This window comes from Klebsiella sp. HN106, assembly GCF_051209435.1.
Taxonomy (GTDB): Bacteria; Pseudomonadota; Gammaproteobacteria; order Enterobacterales; family Enterobacteriaceae; genus Klebsiella; species Klebsiella oxytoca.
The window spans coordinates 19175-34917 of sequence record NZ_JBLURD010000020.1 but is presented as its reverse complement, the minus strand read 5'-3'; the positions used below and the strand labels follow the sequence as shown (position 1 = coordinate 34917).

General features: G+C 45.3%; 25 protein-coding genes and 1 tRNA gene. 17 read left to right on the top strand and 9 right to left on the bottom strand.

The window, feature by feature from the left end; genetic code table 11:
• Positions 1 to 262 precede the first annotated feature (262 nt).
• The 7 genes from ACSIPU_RS27430 to ACSIPU_RS27400 form a co-directional block, all read right to left on the bottom strand.
• Positions 263 to 952 (bottom strand): bacteriophage antitermination protein Q, encoded by a 690-nt coding sequence (locus ACSIPU_RS27430; RefSeq protein ID WP_435322449.1) that lies wholly within the window; start codon positions 950 to 952, stop codon positions 263 to 265.
• Entirely contained in the window at positions 949 to 1248 is a 300-nt protein-coding gene (locus ACSIPU_RS27425) for a DUF1364 domain-containing protein (protein ID WP_196558034.1), read from the bottom strand. Before ACSIPU_RS27425 ends, ACSIPU_RS27430 begins: the two co-directional genes overlap by 4 nt.
• On the bottom strand, positions 1245 to 1841 hold the full coding sequence (locus tag ACSIPU_RS27420; protein WP_196558035.1) for a DUF1367 family protein: 597 nt from the start codon (positions 1839 to 1841) through the stop codon (positions 1245 to 1247). Before ACSIPU_RS27420 ends, ACSIPU_RS27425 begins: the two co-directional genes overlap by 4 nt.
• Before the next feature lie 529 nt (positions 1842 to 2370).
• Positions 2371 to 3093, bottom strand: a complete 723-nt coding sequence (locus ACSIPU_RS27415; protein WP_196558036.1) for an ATP-binding protein — start codon at positions 3091 to 3093, stop codon at positions 2371 to 2373.
• 2 nt (positions 3094 to 3095) lie between these two features.
• Positions 3096 to 3875: a helix-turn-helix domain-containing protein gene (locus tag ACSIPU_RS27410; protein ID WP_435322448.1), complete on the bottom strand. Its 780-nt coding sequence runs from the start codon at positions 3873 to 3875 to the stop codon at positions 3096 to 3098.
• Between the two features lie 12 nt (positions 3876 to 3887).
• Positions 3888 to 4331, bottom strand: coding sequence for a hypothetical protein (locus ACSIPU_RS27405; RefSeq protein ID WP_049101657.1), 444 nt, complete (start codon positions 4329 to 4331; stop codon positions 3888 to 3890).
• Complete coding sequence (locus ACSIPU_RS27400) at positions 4309 to 4542, bottom strand: Cro/CI family transcriptional regulator (RefSeq protein WP_075212228.1); 234 nt, start codon at positions 4540 to 4542, stop codon at positions 4309 to 4311. The genes ACSIPU_RS27405 and ACSIPU_RS27400 overlap by 23 nt, the downstream gene beginning before the upstream one ends.
• 89 nt (positions 4543 to 4631) lie before the next feature.
• Here ACSIPU_RS27400 and ACSIPU_RS27395 point away from each other — a divergent pair, with 89 nt between their 5' ends.
• The 17 genes from ACSIPU_RS27395 to ACSIPU_RS27315 all read left to right on the top strand — a co-directional run bounded on the left by ACSIPU_RS27395 (position 4632) and on the right by ACSIPU_RS27315 (position 13531).
• The gene (locus ACSIPU_RS27395) at positions 4632 to 5033 is read left to right on the top strand and encodes a helix-turn-helix domain-containing protein (RefSeq protein ID WP_049101654.1); all 402 of its coding nucleotides are present in this window, start codon (positions 4632 to 4634) and stop codon (positions 5031 to 5033) included.
• A gap of 176 nt (positions 5034 to 5209) precedes the next feature.
• Entirely contained in the window at positions 5210 to 5908 is a 699-nt protein-coding gene (locus tag ACSIPU_RS27390) for a hypothetical protein (protein ID WP_196558038.1), read from the top strand.
• A gap of 23 nt (positions 5909 to 5931) precedes the next feature.
• The gene (locus ACSIPU_RS27385) at positions 5932 to 6108 is read left to right on the top strand and encodes a hypothetical protein (protein WP_177952625.1); all 177 of its coding nucleotides are present in this window, start codon (positions 5932 to 5934) and stop codon (positions 6106 to 6108) included.
• An 89-nt stretch (positions 6109 to 6197) separates the two neighbouring features.
• The gene (locus tag ACSIPU_RS27380) at positions 6198 to 6386 is read left to right on the top strand and encodes a DUF1482 family protein (protein WP_074184715.1); all 189 of its coding nucleotides are present in this window, start codon (positions 6198 to 6200) and stop codon (positions 6384 to 6386) included.
• Between the two features lie 180 nt (positions 6387 to 6566).
• A complete protein-coding gene (locus ACSIPU_RS27375) occupies positions 6567 to 6875 on the top strand; it encodes a hypothetical protein (RefSeq protein WP_064355796.1) in 309 nt (102 codons plus the stop codon).
• Positions 6876 to 7001: a hypothetical protein gene (locus tag ACSIPU_RS27370; RefSeq protein WP_256682149.1), complete on the top strand. Its 126-nt coding sequence runs from the start codon at positions 6876 to 6878 to the stop codon at positions 6999 to 7001.
• A gap of 80 nt (positions 7002 to 7081) precedes the next feature.
• The gene (locus ACSIPU_RS27365; RefSeq protein WP_064355793.1) at positions 7082 to 7345 is read left to right on the top strand and encodes a hypothetical protein; all 264 of its coding nucleotides are present in this window, start codon (positions 7082 to 7084) and stop codon (positions 7343 to 7345) included.
• Positions 7338 to 9644 carry an exodeoxyribonuclease VIII gene (locus ACSIPU_RS27360; RefSeq protein WP_435322447.1) on the top strand — a complete coding sequence of 769 codons (2307 nt, stop codon included), beginning with the start codon at positions 7338 to 7340 and terminating at the stop codon, positions 9642 to 9644. Before ACSIPU_RS27365 ends, ACSIPU_RS27360 begins: the two co-directional genes overlap by 8 nt.
• Positions 9641 to 10201, top strand: a complete 561-nt coding sequence (locus ACSIPU_RS27355) for a siphovirus Gp157 family protein (RefSeq protein WP_154902569.1) — start codon at positions 9641 to 9643, stop codon at positions 10199 to 10201. Before ACSIPU_RS27360 ends, ACSIPU_RS27355 begins: the two co-directional genes overlap by 4 nt.
• 38 nt (positions 10202 to 10239) lie before the next feature.
• Positions 10240 to 10401: a hypothetical protein gene (locus tag ACSIPU_RS27350; protein ID WP_158414384.1), complete on the top strand. Its 162-nt coding sequence runs from the start codon at positions 10240 to 10242 to the stop codon at positions 10399 to 10401.
• Positions 10394 to 10666: a hypothetical protein gene (locus ACSIPU_RS27345; protein ID WP_154902570.1), complete on the top strand. Its 273-nt coding sequence runs from the start codon at positions 10394 to 10396 to the stop codon at positions 10664 to 10666. Before ACSIPU_RS27350 ends, ACSIPU_RS27345 begins: the two co-directional genes overlap by 8 nt.
• A 1-nt stretch (position 10667) precedes the next feature.
• Positions 10668 to 11492, top strand: a complete 825-nt coding sequence (locus ACSIPU_RS27340; protein ID WP_435322446.1) for a ParB/RepB/Spo0J family partition protein — start codon at positions 10668 to 10670, stop codon at positions 11490 to 11492.
• Positions 11489 to 11668 carry a hypothetical protein gene (locus ACSIPU_RS27335; RefSeq protein ID WP_154902572.1) on the top strand — a complete coding sequence of 60 codons (180 nt, stop codon included), beginning with the start codon at positions 11489 to 11491 and terminating at the stop codon, positions 11666 to 11668. The genes ACSIPU_RS27340 and ACSIPU_RS27335 overlap by 4 nt, the downstream gene beginning before the upstream one ends.
• Positions 11661 to 11921, top strand: a complete 261-nt coding sequence (locus tag ACSIPU_RS27330; RefSeq protein WP_435322445.1) for a hypothetical protein — start codon at positions 11661 to 11663, stop codon at positions 11919 to 11921. Before ACSIPU_RS27335 ends, ACSIPU_RS27330 begins: the two co-directional genes overlap by 8 nt.
• Positions 11908 to 12225 (top strand): hypothetical protein, encoded by a 318-nt coding sequence (locus tag ACSIPU_RS27325; protein ID WP_154902574.1) that lies wholly within the window; start codon positions 11908 to 11910, stop codon positions 12223 to 12225. The genes ACSIPU_RS27330 and ACSIPU_RS27325 overlap by 14 nt, the downstream gene beginning before the upstream one ends.
• A 63-nt stretch (positions 12226 to 12288) precedes the next feature.
• Complete coding sequence (locus ACSIPU_RS27320; protein ID WP_265785910.1) at positions 12289 to 12531, top strand: DUF4224 domain-containing protein; 243 nt, start codon at positions 12289 to 12291, stop codon at positions 12529 to 12531.
• The gene (locus tag ACSIPU_RS27315; RefSeq protein WP_435322444.1) at positions 12509 to 13531 is read left to right on the top strand and encodes a tyrosine-type recombinase/integrase; all 1023 of its coding nucleotides are present in this window, start codon (positions 12509 to 12511) and stop codon (positions 13529 to 13531) included. Before ACSIPU_RS27320 ends, ACSIPU_RS27315 begins: the two co-directional genes overlap by 23 nt.
• 125 nt (positions 13532 to 13656) lie before the next feature.
• On the opposite strand, the gene ACSIPU_RS27310 is transcribed toward ACSIPU_RS27315, so the two are convergent.
• Both ACSIPU_RS27310 and ACSIPU_RS27305 read right to left on the bottom strand, forming a co-directional pair.
• Positions 13657 to 13744 (bottom strand) — tRNA-Ser (locus tag ACSIPU_RS27310).
• A 143-nt stretch (positions 13745 to 13887) separates the two neighbouring features.
• Positions 13888 to 15516, bottom strand: a complete 1629-nt coding sequence (locus ACSIPU_RS27305; RefSeq protein WP_064373894.1) for an ABC transporter substrate-binding protein — start codon at positions 15514 to 15516, stop codon at positions 13888 to 13890.
• Positions 15517 to 15743: the final 227 nt, after the last annotated feature.

Sequence of the window (15743 nt, the reverse complement as noted above, 5' to 3'; positions counted from 1 at the left end):
AACGAAGCACAAACAGACCTGGAGAAGCCACACCAAGAAAATGGTTTTAGGAATGTCCTCTACGTGGGGGGGGGTAACATACAAAATCATATAACTTTACGAAAACAGGAGAGCACACTACCCAACAAACCACCCCAGGTTAGTTGGACGGCGTAATGTGCTTTCCTGAAATTATCTATAAAAAAACCCGCGCTTTGGCGGGTGTTTATAACTCTGGTAGTATATCAATATTAGACGAAATTAGGCCTTTTTTGTCAACCTTTCAGTCTTGGGTGTCATCAAGCATGAGCGACCTGTAATTTTCCCAGACAGCTTTTATTGCCGCTTTATCAAGTCGTTCTGAAACCAGTTTTAAATTTTCCCATTTTTTAGCCCTGGACTTGCTCCACGTTTGTCTTGAAACATTAATCATATTTGCCAGCGCACTACCCGCGTATTCTTTGTAAGTCTCGTTTTTTCTCTTGGCCGCTACATCTTGCACAGAGATCCAGACCAGCCTGATCATGTCTTTTATGATGCGTGACTGGAGAGGTCTTTTGACATGGTAATCCTGAAAGCTATTCCAGACATATTCGCAGATAGTTACCTGAAGGGAATATTTCAAATCAAATCCGTAACAGTATCGAATCCACGCCTGTTGCTGTTTAGGTAGTAACAGAACGGCTCTACGCCATTCACACGATGAGAAAGCCCCATCTTTCATTGGAGGCATTGGGCGGCGGCGGCTGCGCGTTTCGAGGACGTAGAGCGCGCTATTTTCAGCTTTTACTCTACGAACACCGCCACGCCCATTATCGAGTTCAACAACGTGAATCATTTTGCGTGGGTTCAGATTCTTTTCTGCTGGTGGATGCTCTGCGAACGCCTCCAGTTGCCCTTTAGTGCCACCTGAGTCATCAACCAGTGCAGCGCGTAGTTGTATGCGGACATATTCCAGTTGCTGCGCGTTCATCGTAACCCCTCATCCCGCCAGATTTTTTGTGTGAGAAGAATTCCTTCAGCGTGCATAAGCCGAAGTTCCTCGTAGGTGTATTCTTTGGTTTTTACGCGACCGTCGATCACGTCATGACAGGCGTTGCAAGAAATAGCACCTTGTTCATCGTCAGGTTTGCATCCGGTACCACACGTACCCGCGAGCCGGTAATGTGCCAGGCATGAGGTTTCTGGATCGTGGTTGCAGATGCCAGGGATGCGAACTGTGCATTCGCGCCCGCGTGCAGCTTTGCGGAGGTCTGGTTTTCTCTTCATGCGGCGAACTCCAGAAACTGCATCGCCACGCTGTCGGCTTCCTGATAATTACGGAATTTTTCAAAAAGAATGTTGTTCCACAAGACGTTAAAAACAGCCTTGTAAACCTGGAAGAATTCGGCCTCGCTCATGTTGGCGAAGGAAATTGATTTCGCCTCTCGGCGGCGGATATTGCCGGGGAGAATGTACTCGTCGTAAAAGCCAGCTTCTACGATTGCCCATTTCCTGAAAGCCTCGAAGGATTTGGTGATAGCAACTTCTTTGGTACGCCATCTACCCTGACGTTCGTGATAATACTGCTCACTGTCCATCAGTGTGTCTTCATTACCAACCAGGGAAATGAGGAATCGGACGTAACCATGAAGATATTCTTTTTCTACAGCTGAGATCGCCCCTCCGGTTGGTGTCCAGTATTCGAACCCAAGATTGAGCAGAGCGAAGAAGCGCTTATGGAAGAGGTAGTTTCTGGCTTGCTTAACGTCGCAGTTAAGCCACACGCCGATTTTGATACGTTGCAAAAAATCGCTGGCCTCGGGCGTAGCCGTGGTCAGGGTGGTGGGTGAAGATTTAAAGAGTTGTATAATCTGCGCCATCGTTATCTCCGGTGGCACAGTGTTTCAGCGGGTTGTTCAGACCCTTAAAACATTATAGAGGATTACCCAGCACGTCTACAATCGGCAATCCCGCAGCTTTTCTTGCCTCGTTTAATTTGATTAGGCTTGTAACGAACTCGTCAGGACGTAGAACAAATCCACATTTGAACGAACCATCATCATTGCGAAAAATGAGAAGCGGTCGTGTACTGTCGTGTAAACCTCTAACCAGATCATCAGGTATATACACAGTGATTGCCCTCTGTCTGCTGCATGGATTTGTCCCTACCGTCTCCATCGCGAGTCTGTTCGTTACAGTTTCCCAGCTCTAAGTGATCACTGAGTACCTTAACTTTGTGTTACGCCTTTTACTGTACATTCATACAGTAATTGTTTCCAGCTTAAACATACATTTTTTGTTAAAAGAAAATATTTTCAATGAGTTGAATGGTTTTTGTACTGACAACAACTGTTTTTTTGTTTTTAGATTTAATAGGGAATGCTTATCAATTTATCGACAAATCACGTATCATTTCGCTCTCGATCTGTAGCTGTCCCAGTTAAAAATCACCCAAACCCCTCCTTCCATTTGTAATCTATCAATCGCACGCTCTCCGACGGCATGGCTGAGTTCTGCAAAATTCAGATTTGTAAGGATACCTACCGGCTTAAACATTGAAGTTCTGCGATCAATGATCTGGTGAAGAATTACCTTCTCGTACTTCGAGTCCATTTGGACACCAACTTCGTCAAGAATCAGCAGATCAACACGGCAAATGTCGTCCATAAGCTCTGCCTCAGATTTTCCCCCATTGAAGCTGGCCTTAAATTCAGTCATCAGGTCTGCAACCGTAATGATTAACACGCTTTTTTGTTGTGCGAGTAATGCATTTCCTATCGCAGCAGCGAGGTGATTTTTCCCGGTTCCAGGAGAGCCGCTAAACACGAAGCACGCACAGCCTGAACCAAAATTATTTAGCCAGGATTTAGCCATTGTAAGCGCCTTTTTCTGACCTTCATTCCCTACTGTGTAGTTTTTGAATGTGCAGTTCTGATATCGATCACGAATGCCAGAACGACCGAATTTTTTTTCAATTCTGGTACGCTGGTTTTCTCGGTTTAGTTGCTGTGAATGTTTACGGCCCTCTTCCTGCTGCCAGTCCATCAGCTCCTGCGCAGTGGAAAATTTCGGTGATATGCCCGCTGGAATAATCCGCTGCAATCTTTTCATGGCATCAGAAATATTCTTCATGGCTACCCCTTGAAGCCGGTTGGTATTTCGGAATCAGGTGTCGAAATACCAGTTACTGTTTTTTTCAACATCGCAGGAGCAACTGGTGGCGCAAATAATCCGCGATATTCATTCGCCATGCTGTGAGAGATTACCGCCATAGGCGCGTAACCTTGTCGTCTGAATTCTTCCAGTTTGTTGATTGCGCCTGTTACACCGTATTGCGTTTTAATTGGCTTCTGGAGTTGACGGCGGTACGTGACCCACTCAGACCAAACTTGTCGTGGTAACCATTCGGGAAGATCCACGAGCAACGGGTCAAATTTTTTACCGGCTGATTTCCCCTTGGGGGATAAAGGGGGATCTTTAGGTTCAATGACTGGATCTAATAACTGACTGATTCTGGGTGAAGCTCCTGCACCCTCCCCCCCTGCACCATTTGCACCCTGGGGTGCAGGATATGCACCATAGGGTGCAGCATTTGCACCCTCTGAAATGCTCCCGTTCTGATAGGGTGCAGGATTTGCACCGTCATTATTAAAGGACAAATGGTAGATGTTGGAACGATTAACGCCGTTTTCCCCTCTACGCTCTTCAACGCGTACAAAACCATCAGCCACAAGCTGTTTAATATGGTTCTGAACTGAGCGTTCTGAAATTTCGCATTCAAATGCTATTGTCGCCACGGCGGGCCAACATTCCCCGCTATCACTGGCATTATCAGCAAGCTTTATCAGCACTAATTTCCGCAGAGGATTTCCCACCCTCGCTTTCATTGCCTGAACCATCAAAGACATACTCATACAGCCACCAATTTAATGAATCAGCATATCCGCTACTGGTATCAAAGCCTGAAGGTGTTCCATCGCCTTATTCAGTTTGATAGTGGCGGTAGGACACCTGATTGTTAGTGCAGCAATTGCAGCGCTATACGCCTCCATTGCTTTAGCAGTTAGCAGAGCTGGAGAATCAGGTTCTTCAATTTCCATGCGTCGGCGTGTGGGCATTGCGTCAAGCGCGATATCAGACAAACTCGATGCCATTTTGACGTAGCGAGGACCACTTAAGCTAAAGATACGTTTTACACGTTGCGTGGCGTTCCTGATCCCGTGTTCATCGACAGCAGGAGGGATTAACTCTCCCCCAACTTTCTGCTGATACTCGTCAGCAAAACGGACGGCTACTGTTTTCCAGCCATCTGCTTGCGCCCATGATTCAACACCAGAGGCGATTTGCTCAATCGTTGGGGTGATTTTCATGATTCAGTCCCTTTGCGTGCTTTGCTTTAGCATGTGCGTCGTATACAGCGGAGTCATAGACAAGCTCACCGCCTGAAGCAATCTGTAATCTTGACGCCCGAGCCTCTGGAACTAGTTCTCCCCAGTTATAAATTGATTGGATTTTTACTCCAGCAGCGCTGGCTAATTTGCTTTTACTACCGAAGTAACCCAATGCATCCTTTGTAAGCATTTTTCGACCTCTATTTGTTAGCTTTAGCTAACACAATAGAAGGTAACAATAACAGAGTCAATTAGATTTAGCATTAGCTAACTATGGATATGTCAAAACTAACAATCGGTGAACGAATCAGATCGCGCAGAAAAGATCTGAAGTTTACCCAACGAACGCTAGCGAAGGCTCTGAAGATATCGCATGTATCTGTTTCTCAGTGGGAACGTGATGACAGCGAGCCTTCAGGGAAGAATCTTTTCGCCCTCAGTAAAGTGCTCCAGTGCTCACCAACTTGGATAATGTACGGTGATGAAGAGGTTTCGCCGGGCGCTCCTGTTGAACAAACCCCTCCTCTTGATGAACGTCAGCAAGAGTTATTAGACCTGTTTAATGCTCTCCCAGAGTCAGAACAGGAAGCTCAGCTTAGCGAAATGCGCGCCCGAGTAGAAAGCTTCAATATCCTATTCGAAGAACTCCTCCAGGCACGTAAGCGAACTATAAAAAAATAATCCATTAATTTTCATACTGTTAACCTCCCACATTAAAAATGTTAGCCATAGCTTACATTTTTCTCTTGATCTAAGTGTTAGCTAAAGCTAATCTTCAACCATCGAAACACGCACAGTGTTCTCAGCAAAAACGTTCAGCCCGCCTGGCTTAAGGGCAACGACAAAGGAGATAGGTTATGGAAAGAAAATTCATGGTTTATCAGCGCCGCGACGGTTTTCAAATTGCAGAAGAAGCTACCGGTACTCGCCTCGAAAATGGTATGGAATTTCTGGCTCGCCCGTACAAATCAGCTTTATGGTGTACAGCAGAATTTAACATTGTCATCGATGACGATTACGAGCTGGTAGGCGAAGAATTCGTTAATTGTTCCCGCCTGCCTACACGGGTTCTCTGTTTTGTTGATGGCGTGATGAAGATTTTCGACCAGTCGCGCATTGCCATAGAGAACATGATTGAAGAGTTCAATGACGCAATCAGCGACAGAGATCTGATTGTGGCCCGCCAGTTGAAGGCTGACATTAATGCAGCAATCGAACAGTGCCACGCTGATGCGCTGGAAACAAATACATTCATCGACTACGCGACAAAAAATCGTGCATTCCGCGCCTACTGGTTGAAATCAAAATCAGGTAACTCAGCTACGGATGTGGAAGCATGGGATGCTATGTACGCGGAAGCTATGGCAATAAATGCTGAGATGAATTCCAATCAGCAACACCAGAAGCTGGTAGCCAGCGACATCTGGCAAACCAGAGGACGTGGAAACAACGACCAGGAATATCAGATATACCGTTCATGCGCCGACGATGGGAAAGGCAACGAGTTTATGACTGGCAAACCCCTCAAAACATATGAGCAATGGCTCAGGAGTTAAAAATAACGTTCTAAGGATGCCATATGAATAAAAGAGAATTGATCGATTTATTCATGATTCGCACTGGTGAGGCAAAGGAAACTGCAAAAAGATATCTTGAGAATAATTACTGGAGTTTGCCAACCGCCCTCACCTTTTATAACGCTGATAAAAATGAAGGCAAATATAATGATAACACCGATAGAAGCGGCTCAAAGTAAATTCGCAATTGCTGTTTATCTTCAGGATGAAGTGATGTTTCAACAAGCAATTATTCAACATGCCATTGCCACAGGTAAAAAGGTTAAAAATGAATACTCTGTTCGCACTTGTAATGACTGTTTATTTAACTACCGGAGAAGTACAGGATCAGGTAATCGGTGTTTATGACAGCTTTTCAGAATGTAAAGCGGTTGCGGTTGAACAACACATTACTGGCGAATGTTATCCGGTAGAAGGCATTATTCGGAATAATGGAGAAACACCAGCGGGGTTATGATTGATTGGCAAACCTTTAAAACCGGATTAAAAATATTTTCATTAGCAACAATTCTTTTTTATTTGTTGGTGATATTTATATTGAGGGTATTTGACGAACAAGATAGCGACTAGTTTCAAATATTAATTAACACGCCATCATCTGGCGGGGAATTTTACACATAAAATTCAGGAGCGCACTATGTTTAATTTAAACATTAGCATCACCACACTCAAGGCAATCAACAAAAATCTCGCGGCGTTCAAAACGGCGGGTAATCTTTCTGGCTTTATTCAGACCAGCGATGATGAGGGTTACACCGTTGCTTTTGATGGCGGTGACGTGCTCGGCAAATTCGATAATCCGCTTGATGCTATGGAGGCCATTAACAATACAGGAGAACTTTTAATTCAACACAATATTATTAATGGCTCGTACAAAAATTATAAAAATAGAATCATGAAAGTGAACATTGAAAATTTCTTAAACATACTAACAAAGGGTAAATAAATGGAATACGAATTAATGCGGGTTCGAGAGTTCCTGTCCGACAATTGGGAGGCGTGGGAAGCCTTATGTGATCAAAACGGCGATGATGCTCAACAAATATATGAGCAACTCGGCGGTGAAGACTGATTCAGAACGCCCCGTTCGCGGGGCATTTATCAACATGAAAATTTAATCAAGTTTTCAGCTTGATAAATGAGGGTATCGATTTGGAAATTAATCTTGATTTTAAAAAAATGGTTCTCAATAACGGTGAAGAAATCACACTGAGCATCACACATAGTGCAATGAAAAAAATGGTGATGGGACTTGTAGCAAACGGTTATCTAACTACTGAAGAACTAATAATTCTGGCTATTGGTCAGATAAAACTTTCTGACAAGAAGCACCTCGATCATGTTTTACCAGAAATAGTCTTAAAAAAATTAAATGAAACATTTGAAACTGTGAAAGATGGAGAAAATCATGTCTGACTTAAAAACTTTTATCTGTGCAGCGATACCAGATGAAAAATCTATTGAAGAAAGCGGAGCGAGTAAAGTTGCACGTGCATTCGAAGCTAAAGACGAGCGCCATGCTCGAGCCAAATGCTCTTTAAGTTTTGTGGAAGATTATCCAGGTGCGCAGGATGCTGCTTATAAATTCCTCATTTGCGAAGCTGCACCAGAGATCCCCTGTCCGTCTATTGATTGCTGGGATGAAAATTTCATGTACGAACATGATTGGGATGAAGAGGTCGGGCACCCCGTAATTAAAGCCGAACTAAAAGAGGCAGTAGATATTAATACCTTATCGGCTGATACCAAGATTGCGGCGCTGGTAATGTATGGACATGATGAGTTAACCAAGGATCTCATCCCTGCTGCTCGCACGCTTCTACAAGAAGAAACGCCTTCATTTGAGGGGCATATTGTAGAAGCAATCACTAAGACGCCAGAAATTTCCGCCATGCACTCAGAGCGTATTTTAAACGCAATTGGATGGGTTATGGCTAAATGCGCCCCTACTGCTAAATGGCTTGAAATTAAAGCAGAATTAGTGAACTGGAAGAAGCGCCTTGAGGGTGAGCGCAAACCTGGCGGCCCTTCAAAATCAGTTGCCAGTATCGTACGAGATAAGGCGGCAAATAACGCAGTAAACATGAGTCCTGCAAATGATGCTGGCGAACGTCCTAAGCGGACGTACAAGCATACATATCAAACTCTGGATCAGGAACTCGCTAACGCGTTTTGGCCGGGTGACGTTAATCCTGGCAGCGTTGACGGTGAGATTTATCGTTGGGCTAAAAAGGAAATTATCGACAAGGACAGGGACGACTGGAAGCGATTCTCCGCAGCATTGCGCACCATTAAACGTGTGCTCGAATATGACCTGCTGACCATCCGTGATCTGGTTCAGATGCGCCCTGACGATATTCACAAAGACGCGGTGCATTTGAATGATTACATAAATGCGTTTCTATTATCTCACGGGGTATTTGAAGATGAAACCAAACAGGACACGTCGTACGCAGATAGCTCTCTGGACTCGACAGCGTCAACGACTGGCACAGTGGAACCGGATCAGCACGACGATGACTCAACAGCGGGGACGCTGGAAACTGCGCCACATGTAGAGCGTACTGGCCCGTTCTATTACAAGGAGGTGAACGGTGATCGCTGGGGACGAGTAAATAAATACGAAAGACTGGTTGAGATCCTCAGTGAAGATGGTTTTATCGAAATCAGCAAAGAAGAACATCAGCAACTAAAAAACGGGGTAAAGGCCGAACCGGAAAATAATCCCCCTTCTTCCGAAGAAGTTGACAAGCAACTTGCAGCACAACGTGGCGAGTATGTAGAAGGAATCAGCGACAAGGATGATCCCCGCTGGGTTGAAGGCAAACCGAAAGAAGTACCAGCCCCGACCATCGTCACAGAACCAGACACCAGTTTTATTGTACGTGCCGATGAACTGGATAAGGAGCTGGGAGATAGCGAGAACCTGAAGCTGTGGCGTAACGTCATGCGCACAAACCCTCGTTATACAAAAGACATGAGCGATCTTGGATTCGGAGGAACAAGTATTAATGCCGAATACATGATTATGCGTGCAACAGAAATGTTTGGCCCTGTGGGTTTAGGCTGGGGCTGGAAAGTTATCGAAGATAAAATGCTAGAAGGCTCCCCATTATCAGAAAAAATATTTGAAGGTAATAAGTTCATCGGAAAAAGAACTCTTCGTGATTCTGATGGTTCTTTAATTTATGAATTAAACCATTATCTCAAAATTGAACTTTGGTATTTAGCTGAGGGTGAACGTGCCACTGTTGAAAGTTATGGCTCAACTGTTTATCGGCAAACAACTAAACATGGGATTTATTGCGATAGCGAAGTTCATAAAAAATCGCTAACAGATGCAATCAAAAAAGCATTATCGACCCTCGGCTTTTCTGCTGATATCTGGCTTGGGCTTTATGATGACGCTGTTTATAAAGCAGAAAGTAAACTTGAGTTTGAAATTAAAGACGCCAGTGATAAAGCCGATGATACTGCGCGTATTCGTGAAGAACTGGACGAGCGTTTTAAAGGCAACGTTGAAACCATGCGCAAAGCTGTTACTCAGAATGAAGTATCTAAAATTGCCAGTAGCCTGACACGCACAATTGCTGTGCATTTAAAATCTGCAAAAGATACTGCTGATAATGAATATGCAAAATATTTAGAAGGCCGCTTGCGCCGTCTTGAAGAAGTTAAGGCTGAATGTCTTAAAAATCTGGAGGAAAAAGCATGAGTACTCGCACAATAGATTTAGCAAACGAGATTAGCAAAATCCTTTCACTTGCTGAAAGTGGCGAAATGGACCCACAAACTATTGCGGATACACTGGAAGGCATCGAAGGCATGATGGAAGATAAATTCGATGCCACTATGTCAGTTATTCGCGACTTTGAAGCAAACAAAAAGAAATGCAAAGAAGAAGCTGCAAGACTCACTGAACGCTCAAAGCATTGGGATCGTCAGAGCTTTAACCTTAAAAAATATCTACTTGATTGTTTAATTGCTACTGGTCGCACATCCTTCAAAACGGCAGTCAATACTTATTCGGTGAGAAAGGGAAGTATCTCACTTGATATTATTGATGAAACATTATTGCCCGATGATTATGTAACGTCTCATACAGAGATAGTTAATGAAATTGATAAGGAAGCAATTAAAAAAATCCTTACTGAAAACTTGAAAGCTATTGAAGCTATGCGAGCAAAAGGCGAAGAACCAACACCAGAGCAACTGAACCTTATTCCTGGTGCTCGCGTAGTTCGCGGAGAAGACACTCTGTCAGTTCGGTAACGCTGTGGGCCGCTCAGGCGGCCTGACAGGAGGGTGATATGTTTGTATTTGAAAATGAAATTCTCGAAGAAAAAAACGATGACTTGAGATATCCGCGCAAGCAGCCTTTGAATCCTGCAATCGACTATACGAGAAAAATCGTCGCTGAATTATCTAATCGTCGTAATCTGAGAAAGAAAAGGAATAATAAGAATGGGTGATGTAGGTGATTATTATCGTGATATTGCTCCCTATCTGAAAGAAGGTAGAAAAAAAGCAAGGGATGGTGCTCACGAAAGAATCAAGGCCTTCTTTATCAAAAACGGTATCACTTTTGAAGAAGGAAGCAACACTCTGGTATTCCGAACACCATTAGGAACGGTCTGTTATTACACTCCAAGCCAAAAAATGCAGCACAAAAATAAATGGCAGGAATGCAGTCCGACTAAATGCATGAAGTATGTTAATAAATTAAGAGGGCTATGATATGGCTAATTCATTTAAGAAAATGATCAAGGGCGGCATCATCAAACGCTCTGACACTGGCATGTTTATTTCTATCGACGATATTCACGTTCGGCCTAACTTCAACCGCCGCGAAGATAACGAACGTACTCGTAACGCTGACGATGACACCTTTGCCTTCATGATGGCGGGCGGGGTTGTTCCGGCGCTTGAGGTGATACCCCGTGACGAGGGCGGAGTGTGGATTGTTGAAGGCCATCGCCGCCAGCGCTGCTTTCTGCGTTGCCGTGAGGCCGGGAAGCCTGTAGACCGTATCCACATCGTGCCATTCACCGGAAACGACGTGCAGCGTATTGCACGCATCATGACGTCGAATAATCAGCTACCACTCACGACGATTGAGCAAGCAGCGGTTGTTCGTGACCTTGCCGCATTCAACCTGACGACGGCGGAAATCGCAAAGCTGGTCCACAAGGCAATCCCAACGGTTGAAAACCTTTTGACACTAAGCGTTGCAAATCATGACGTCCAGGAAGCGGTTAAATCTGGGGAGGTATCCATAGCTGTTGCCGTTGATCGTGTTAAAGAACACGGTGAGAAGGCCGGGGAAGTGCTGGAAAAAGATAAAGCCAAAGCTGCTGCCATTGGCAAAAAGAAAGTTACCCGTAGCGTTATAGCACCTGAAATCAGTGTTAAGAAAGTCCGCCGCTTGGTTGAGCTTATCACTCTTGCAGGAATCGACGAGAGCGGCACTATTTCGCTCTCAGGCGAGCTATTAAACGAAGTGCAGGAAATCATCACTGAACAGCGCGATATAGAAGCACAGCGCAGCAGGGCCGCAGCATGAGCAATTACTGTGAAAGTTGTGGGTGCAGAAAAGTATCGGGCTACTGCACGAACTGCCAGGAAGAGGCTTATATCGCTTTTGTTCAAGCCCCTGAAATGGATTTCAGTAATGAATTTATGGAAAAAGCCTGGAATCAGGAAAAGCAGAAAAATGAAAGCGGGAGGAATAATGAATAAGTTAATTAACTCATTAACCCATTCATATAAAACATGGCTTGCGGTAGCAGAACAAAACGGAACAAAACTTATTGCGTATAACTGCCCCGCTTGCCTTGAGAAATTAAAAACAGTACAGCCACAGCCTGGCGAATATTGGGACACTTTCTCTACCTGCCCGTTCTGTCAGGCGCTGTTATTTAAAATAACCAAATGCGACAAAGTAGAGATTGAACTCATTACAAAGATTGGAGAAGAAAATGACGAAAAATAACCTGTTAACTGACAATCGCATCGCAGAAATACTACTTCGCGCTGAAACTTGTGACGACTCAGTTTTAACCGATTACGCCGACATAGCTGCAGCGATGCAAGAGTTACAGTACAACCGAAAAATTAGTAATGCTATACAGAATGATATGAAGTTAGCGATAGAAGCAATGCTGGATATGCATCAAAGAGTGATGAAACAAACGAATCACAGTGCTTCCTTTTTTGACGCAGAAACTATTTTAGCTATGAACTATGCACCTATTCAGGCGAAACAGGCGCTTGAAAGAGCAAGATTGCGTAAGTGATTTTCAATATTCAGTTTTAATATCCGACCAGCGTTAAATTGTTGGTCGGCCAGAGGTAAGGCCATGTACGAGTTAACTTTATCACCACAAGAAATTCAGGATCTTACTCGTTATAAGCGATATACACAGCAGCAACACCAGTTGCGCTGTCACGGTATCCCTTTTACAAGAGGACCAAAAAATGAGCCTATTGTTTTGCGTCGTCATGTTCAGGAAATTAGGGAGCCTCTTCAAAAGCTTTCCGAGTATGTTTCTGATGAGCCTGATTTTGGAGCAATAGAAAATGGGAAGACCTCGTTTAAATAATAAAGATAATCGCCTTCCACCACGCGTATATAAGTATAAATATAGTTATGTCTGGAAACCCAAAGAAACAGGATCTAGTGTAACTCTCGCTCCAGTGGCTGGGACTAGCATGTCTATGTTATGGGCAAAGTATGAAGCTGAAATAGCAAAGCGTTCTGACGTCATGACGTTATCTAAACTTTGGAATCTTTTTCTGGAGAGTCCTGTTTTTACTGAGTTGGCTCCGCGAACTCAAAAAGATTATCGTCAACATCAGAGAGCATTATTAAATGTATTTGGCAAAATGCGGGCTGACTCAATAAAAATTGAGCAGGTAAGGATTTTTATGGACAAACGAGGCCTTGAAAGTAAAACACAGGCGAATCACGAATTAGCAAGCTTAAGCCGCGTTTACGGCTGGGGGTTTGAGCGAGGATATGTAAAGAGCAATCCTTGTAAGGGAGTGAGGAAATTCACTACAAAGGCGCGCACTGTGTATATTACCGACGAGCAATATGCAGCAATTTATCATGAAGCGATCCCTGCGTTGCGGATAGCAATGGAGATATCCTATTTATGTGCTGCCCGTCTTGGGGACGTCCTGGATCTACGCTGGAATGAAGTTATGGATGCCGGCCTATACATAGAGCAAAACAAAACAGGCGCAAAACAGATTAAAGAATGGTCGCCGCGTCTCCGTTCGGCTATCCAGTTAGCCCGCAACACTAGCACCTCAGGCTCTGATTTTGTGATAACCACCAGCAAGGGAAGCAAGGTAATCACAAAAACCCTGAATAACTGGTGGAATGATGCTAAACGAGCAGCAGAACAAAAAGCAGGTATGCCGTTTGGATGCAATTTTCACGACATCAAAGCCAAAGGAATTTCTGACTATGAAGGGAGCAGTCGTGACAAGCAACTTTTCTCCGGTCACAAAACAGAAAGCCAGGTGTTGGTGTACGACAGGAAGGTAAAGATCACCCCTTCTCTCGATGCCCCACTTCTTGAAAAACAGGCATAAAAAAACCCGCTCAGGCGGGCTTTTTTTTAGGCTTGAACCTCAAAATATTCCAACAGAATATTCCAACAGTATTCCAACACCCCAAAGCAACAAGGGGTTACCTTTCGGTAACCCCTTGTTTTATTTGGCGGAAGCGTAGAGATTCGAACTCTAGAACCCTTTCGGGTCGCCGGTTTTCAAGACCGGTGCCTTCAACCGCTCGGCCACGCTTCCGGTATGGGGCGCACTATAAACACCTCTGTTGAGGCTGTAAAGCATCAATTTGTTCAATCGGCTTAAAAATAAGCAAAAACGTGTTATTCGTCTGAAATTCAGGCAGTTTGCGCAGAAATTCAGCGCAAACTACCCGCGCCGACCTAATGTTTTTTGATGTACATATCTTTGGTGTAGTAATACCCCAGTTTATCCGGCGTAAAACCCCCGACCCATGGCTTCACCAGATGGGTACGCACATAGTGATAGACCGGAATAGCCGGGACATCCTGGCCTAGTAAATCCTCCGCCTGCTGGTAGAACTGACCCCGCGCCGCGGTATCAGACGCTTTTGCCGCATTGCGCAACGCCTCATCGTAGGCTGGATTACTGTACTGAGTGGTATTTTCACTATCGCCGGTACGGAAGGTATTGAGAAAAGTCGCGGCATCGTCATAGTCGGCAATCCACGCGTAGCGCACGGCGTCAAAATTATGCGTGTGCATGGTGTCGAGCATGGTCTTCCACTCCTGATTTTGCAGCTTCGCCTCGACGCCAAGATTCTTTTTCCACATTGAGCTTGCGGCGATGGCAATTCGCTGGTGCGATTCCGAAGTGTTATAGAGCAAATTAAATACCAGCGGATGGGTCTCGTTATACCCGGCCTCGCTCAACAGTTTTTTCGCCTCGGCGATACGTTTATCGCGCGGCCAGCTGGCATATTCGGGATTGTGCAGCTTCACCCCTCCGATATCAGGCTGGCTGACAAGCCAGGCAGGACGCTGCCCCTGCCCCAGTACCTTCTCCGCGATAATCTCTTTATCGAGGGCCATATTCAGCGCCCGCCGTACGCGCGGGTCATTAAACGGCGGCCGGGTCGTATTGAACTGGTAATAGTAGGTCGCCAGCTGCGGCGAAACATTCAGCTGTTCGCCCAGAGTTTTCTTAAGCTGGGCGAACTGGTTAATCGGCACGGTATAGACGATGTCGATCTCCCCCGCTTTGTAACGGTTGATATCGGCGGCTTCAGAGCTTATCGGCAGATAGGTCACCTTATTGATGACGGTATGCGCGTTATCCCAGTAACGCGGATTGCGCTCTGCGACGATACGCTCGTTCACCACCCACTGCGACAGCTTGTAGGGCCCGCTGGTTACCATATGTTCCGGTTTGGTCCACTTGTCGCCGTAGCGCGAAATGAGGACTTTATCGAGCGGAACCAGAGACGGGTGCGCCAGCATGGCCAAAAACGCCGCATTCGGCTGGGTTAAGGTCACCTCAAAGGTCGCATCATCAACCGCTCTGACGCCCAGCGTCTCGGGCGCTTTTTGCCCCCGCGCTATCTCCGCACCGTTGACGATATGCATATTGCCGGGATAACTCGCGTAAGGGGACGCCGTGAGCGGCGACACCAGACGCTGCCAGCTCCAGACGATATCCTGCGCCGTAATCGCCGTCCCGTCAGACCAGGTCGCACCTGGACGCAGGTGGAAGGTCCAGACGGTGTTATCTTTATTCTCCCACTTCTCCGCCAGCCGGGGCTGAATGTCGCCTGCTGGCGAAACGCTGACCAGCCCTTCGAAAAGATCGCTAATGATATTGTTTTCAACGTCGCTTTCGACTTTATGCGGATCCAGCGACGACGGCTCGCTGCCGTTATTTCTGACCAGCTCCTGCTTCTCTGCCAGCACCGTTCCCGGCGGCACCTGCGCGGCCAGCGCCGGGAGAGTGATTGAGAACAGACCGACAGCCAGCAGTACCCGCGTGATGTGATTATATTTTTGTGATTTCATATCCCTTGCCTTTGTTACGCTTCGTTTGTACCCTCTCCAGAGTTAGTCGCAGAATGGCTATAACGCAATATTTTTCAGTTAGTTATCAGATTTCGATCTGGCCACAGAAAGCAAATGAATAAAAATTCCACTTATTCGTCTTTTACTGGAATAAAATGCTGAATCCAGCCCGTTTACTTTGAGTAAAGATGGGTAAAAGCATTAGGGCTTCGGCCTCGTTTTTTTTA

What these genes read in the sequence shown, in the direction of transcription:
- ACSIPU_RS27345 (WP_154902570.1), top strand. Translation starts at nt 10,394, where the DNA reads ATGGGTGATGTAGGTGATTATTATCGTGATATTGCTCCCTATCTGAAA.
- ACSIPU_RS27340 (WP_435322446.1), top strand. Translation starts at nt 10,668, where the DNA reads ATGGCTAATTCATTTAAGAAAATGATCAAGGGCGGCATCATCAAACGC.
- ACSIPU_RS27335 (WP_154902572.1), top strand. Translation starts at nt 11,489, where the DNA reads ATGAGCAATTACTGTGAAAGTTGTGGGTGCAGAAAAGTATCGGGCTAC.
- ACSIPU_RS27360 (WP_435322447.1), top strand. Translation starts at nt 7,338, where the DNA reads ATGTCTGACTTAAAAACTTTTATCTGTGCAGCGATACCAGATGAAAAA.
- ACSIPU_RS27385 (WP_177952625.1), top strand. Translation starts at nt 5,932, where the DNA reads ATGAATAAAAGAGAATTGATCGATTTATTCATGATTCGCACTGGTGAG.
- ACSIPU_RS27315 (WP_435322444.1), top strand. Translation starts at nt 12,509, where the DNA reads ATGGGAAGACCTCGTTTAAATAATAAAGATAATCGCCTTCCACCACGC.
- ACSIPU_RS27415 (WP_196558036.1), bottom strand. Translation starts at nt 3,093, where the DNA reads ATGAAGAATATTTCTGATGCCATGAAAAGATTGCAGCGGATTATTCCA.
- ACSIPU_RS27330 (WP_435322445.1), top strand. Translation starts at nt 11,661, where the DNA reads ATGAATAAGTTAATTAACTCATTAACCCATTCATATAAAACATGGCTT.
- ACSIPU_RS27370 (WP_256682149.1), top strand. Translation starts at nt 6,876, where the DNA reads ATGGAATACGAATTAATGCGGGTTCGAGAGTTCCTGTCCGACAATTGG.
- ACSIPU_RS27420 (WP_196558035.1), bottom strand. Translation starts at nt 1,841, where the DNA reads ATGGCGCAGATTATACAACTCTTTAAATCTTCACCCACCACCCTGACC.
- ACSIPU_RS27405 (WP_049101657.1), bottom strand. Translation starts at nt 4,331, where the DNA reads ATGAAAATCACCCCAACGATTGAGCAAATCGCCTCTGGTGTTGAATCA.
- ACSIPU_RS27380 (WP_074184715.1), top strand. Translation starts at nt 6,198, where the DNA reads ATGAATACTCTGTTCGCACTTGTAATGACTGTTTATTTAACTACCGGA.
- ACSIPU_RS27400 (WP_075212228.1), bottom strand. Translation starts at nt 4,542, where the DNA reads ATGCTTACAAAGGATGCATTGGGTTACTTCGGTAGTAAAAGCAAATTA.
- ACSIPU_RS27410 (WP_435322448.1), bottom strand. Translation starts at nt 3,875, where the DNA reads ATGAGTATGTCTTTGATGGTTCAGGCAATGAAAGCGAGGGTGGGAAAT.
- ACSIPU_RS27350 (WP_158414384.1), top strand. Translation starts at nt 10,240, where the DNA reads ATGTTTGTATTTGAAAATGAAATTCTCGAAGAAAAAAACGATGACTTG.
- ACSIPU_RS27375 (WP_064355796.1), top strand. Translation starts at nt 6,567, where the DNA reads ATGTTTAATTTAAACATTAGCATCACCACACTCAAGGCAATCAACAAA.
- ACSIPU_RS27305 (WP_064373894.1), bottom strand. Translation starts at nt 15,516, where the DNA reads ATGAAATCACAAAAATATAATCACATCACGCGGGTACTGCTGGCTGTC.
- ACSIPU_RS27425 (WP_196558034.1), bottom strand. Translation starts at nt 1,248, where the DNA reads ATGAAGAGAAAACCAGACCTCCGCAAAGCTGCACGCGGGCGCGAATGC.
- ACSIPU_RS27395 (WP_049101654.1), top strand. Translation starts at nt 4,632, where the DNA reads ATGTCAAAACTAACAATCGGTGAACGAATCAGATCGCGCAGAAAAGAT.
- ACSIPU_RS27320 (WP_265785910.1), top strand. Translation starts at nt 12,289, where the DNA reads ATGTACGAGTTAACTTTATCACCACAAGAAATTCAGGATCTTACTCGT.
- ACSIPU_RS27325 (WP_154902574.1), top strand. Translation starts at nt 11,908, where the DNA reads ATGACGAAAAATAACCTGTTAACTGACAATCGCATCGCAGAAATACTA.
- ACSIPU_RS27355 (WP_154902569.1), top strand. Translation starts at nt 9,641, where the DNA reads ATGAGTACTCGCACAATAGATTTAGCAAACGAGATTAGCAAAATCCTT.
- ACSIPU_RS27390 (WP_196558038.1), top strand. Translation starts at nt 5,210, where the DNA reads ATGGAAAGAAAATTCATGGTTTATCAGCGCCGCGACGGTTTTCAAATT.
- ACSIPU_RS27430 (WP_435322449.1), bottom strand. Translation starts at nt 952, where the DNA reads ATGAACGCGCAGCAACTGGAATATGTCCGCATACAACTACGCGCTGCA.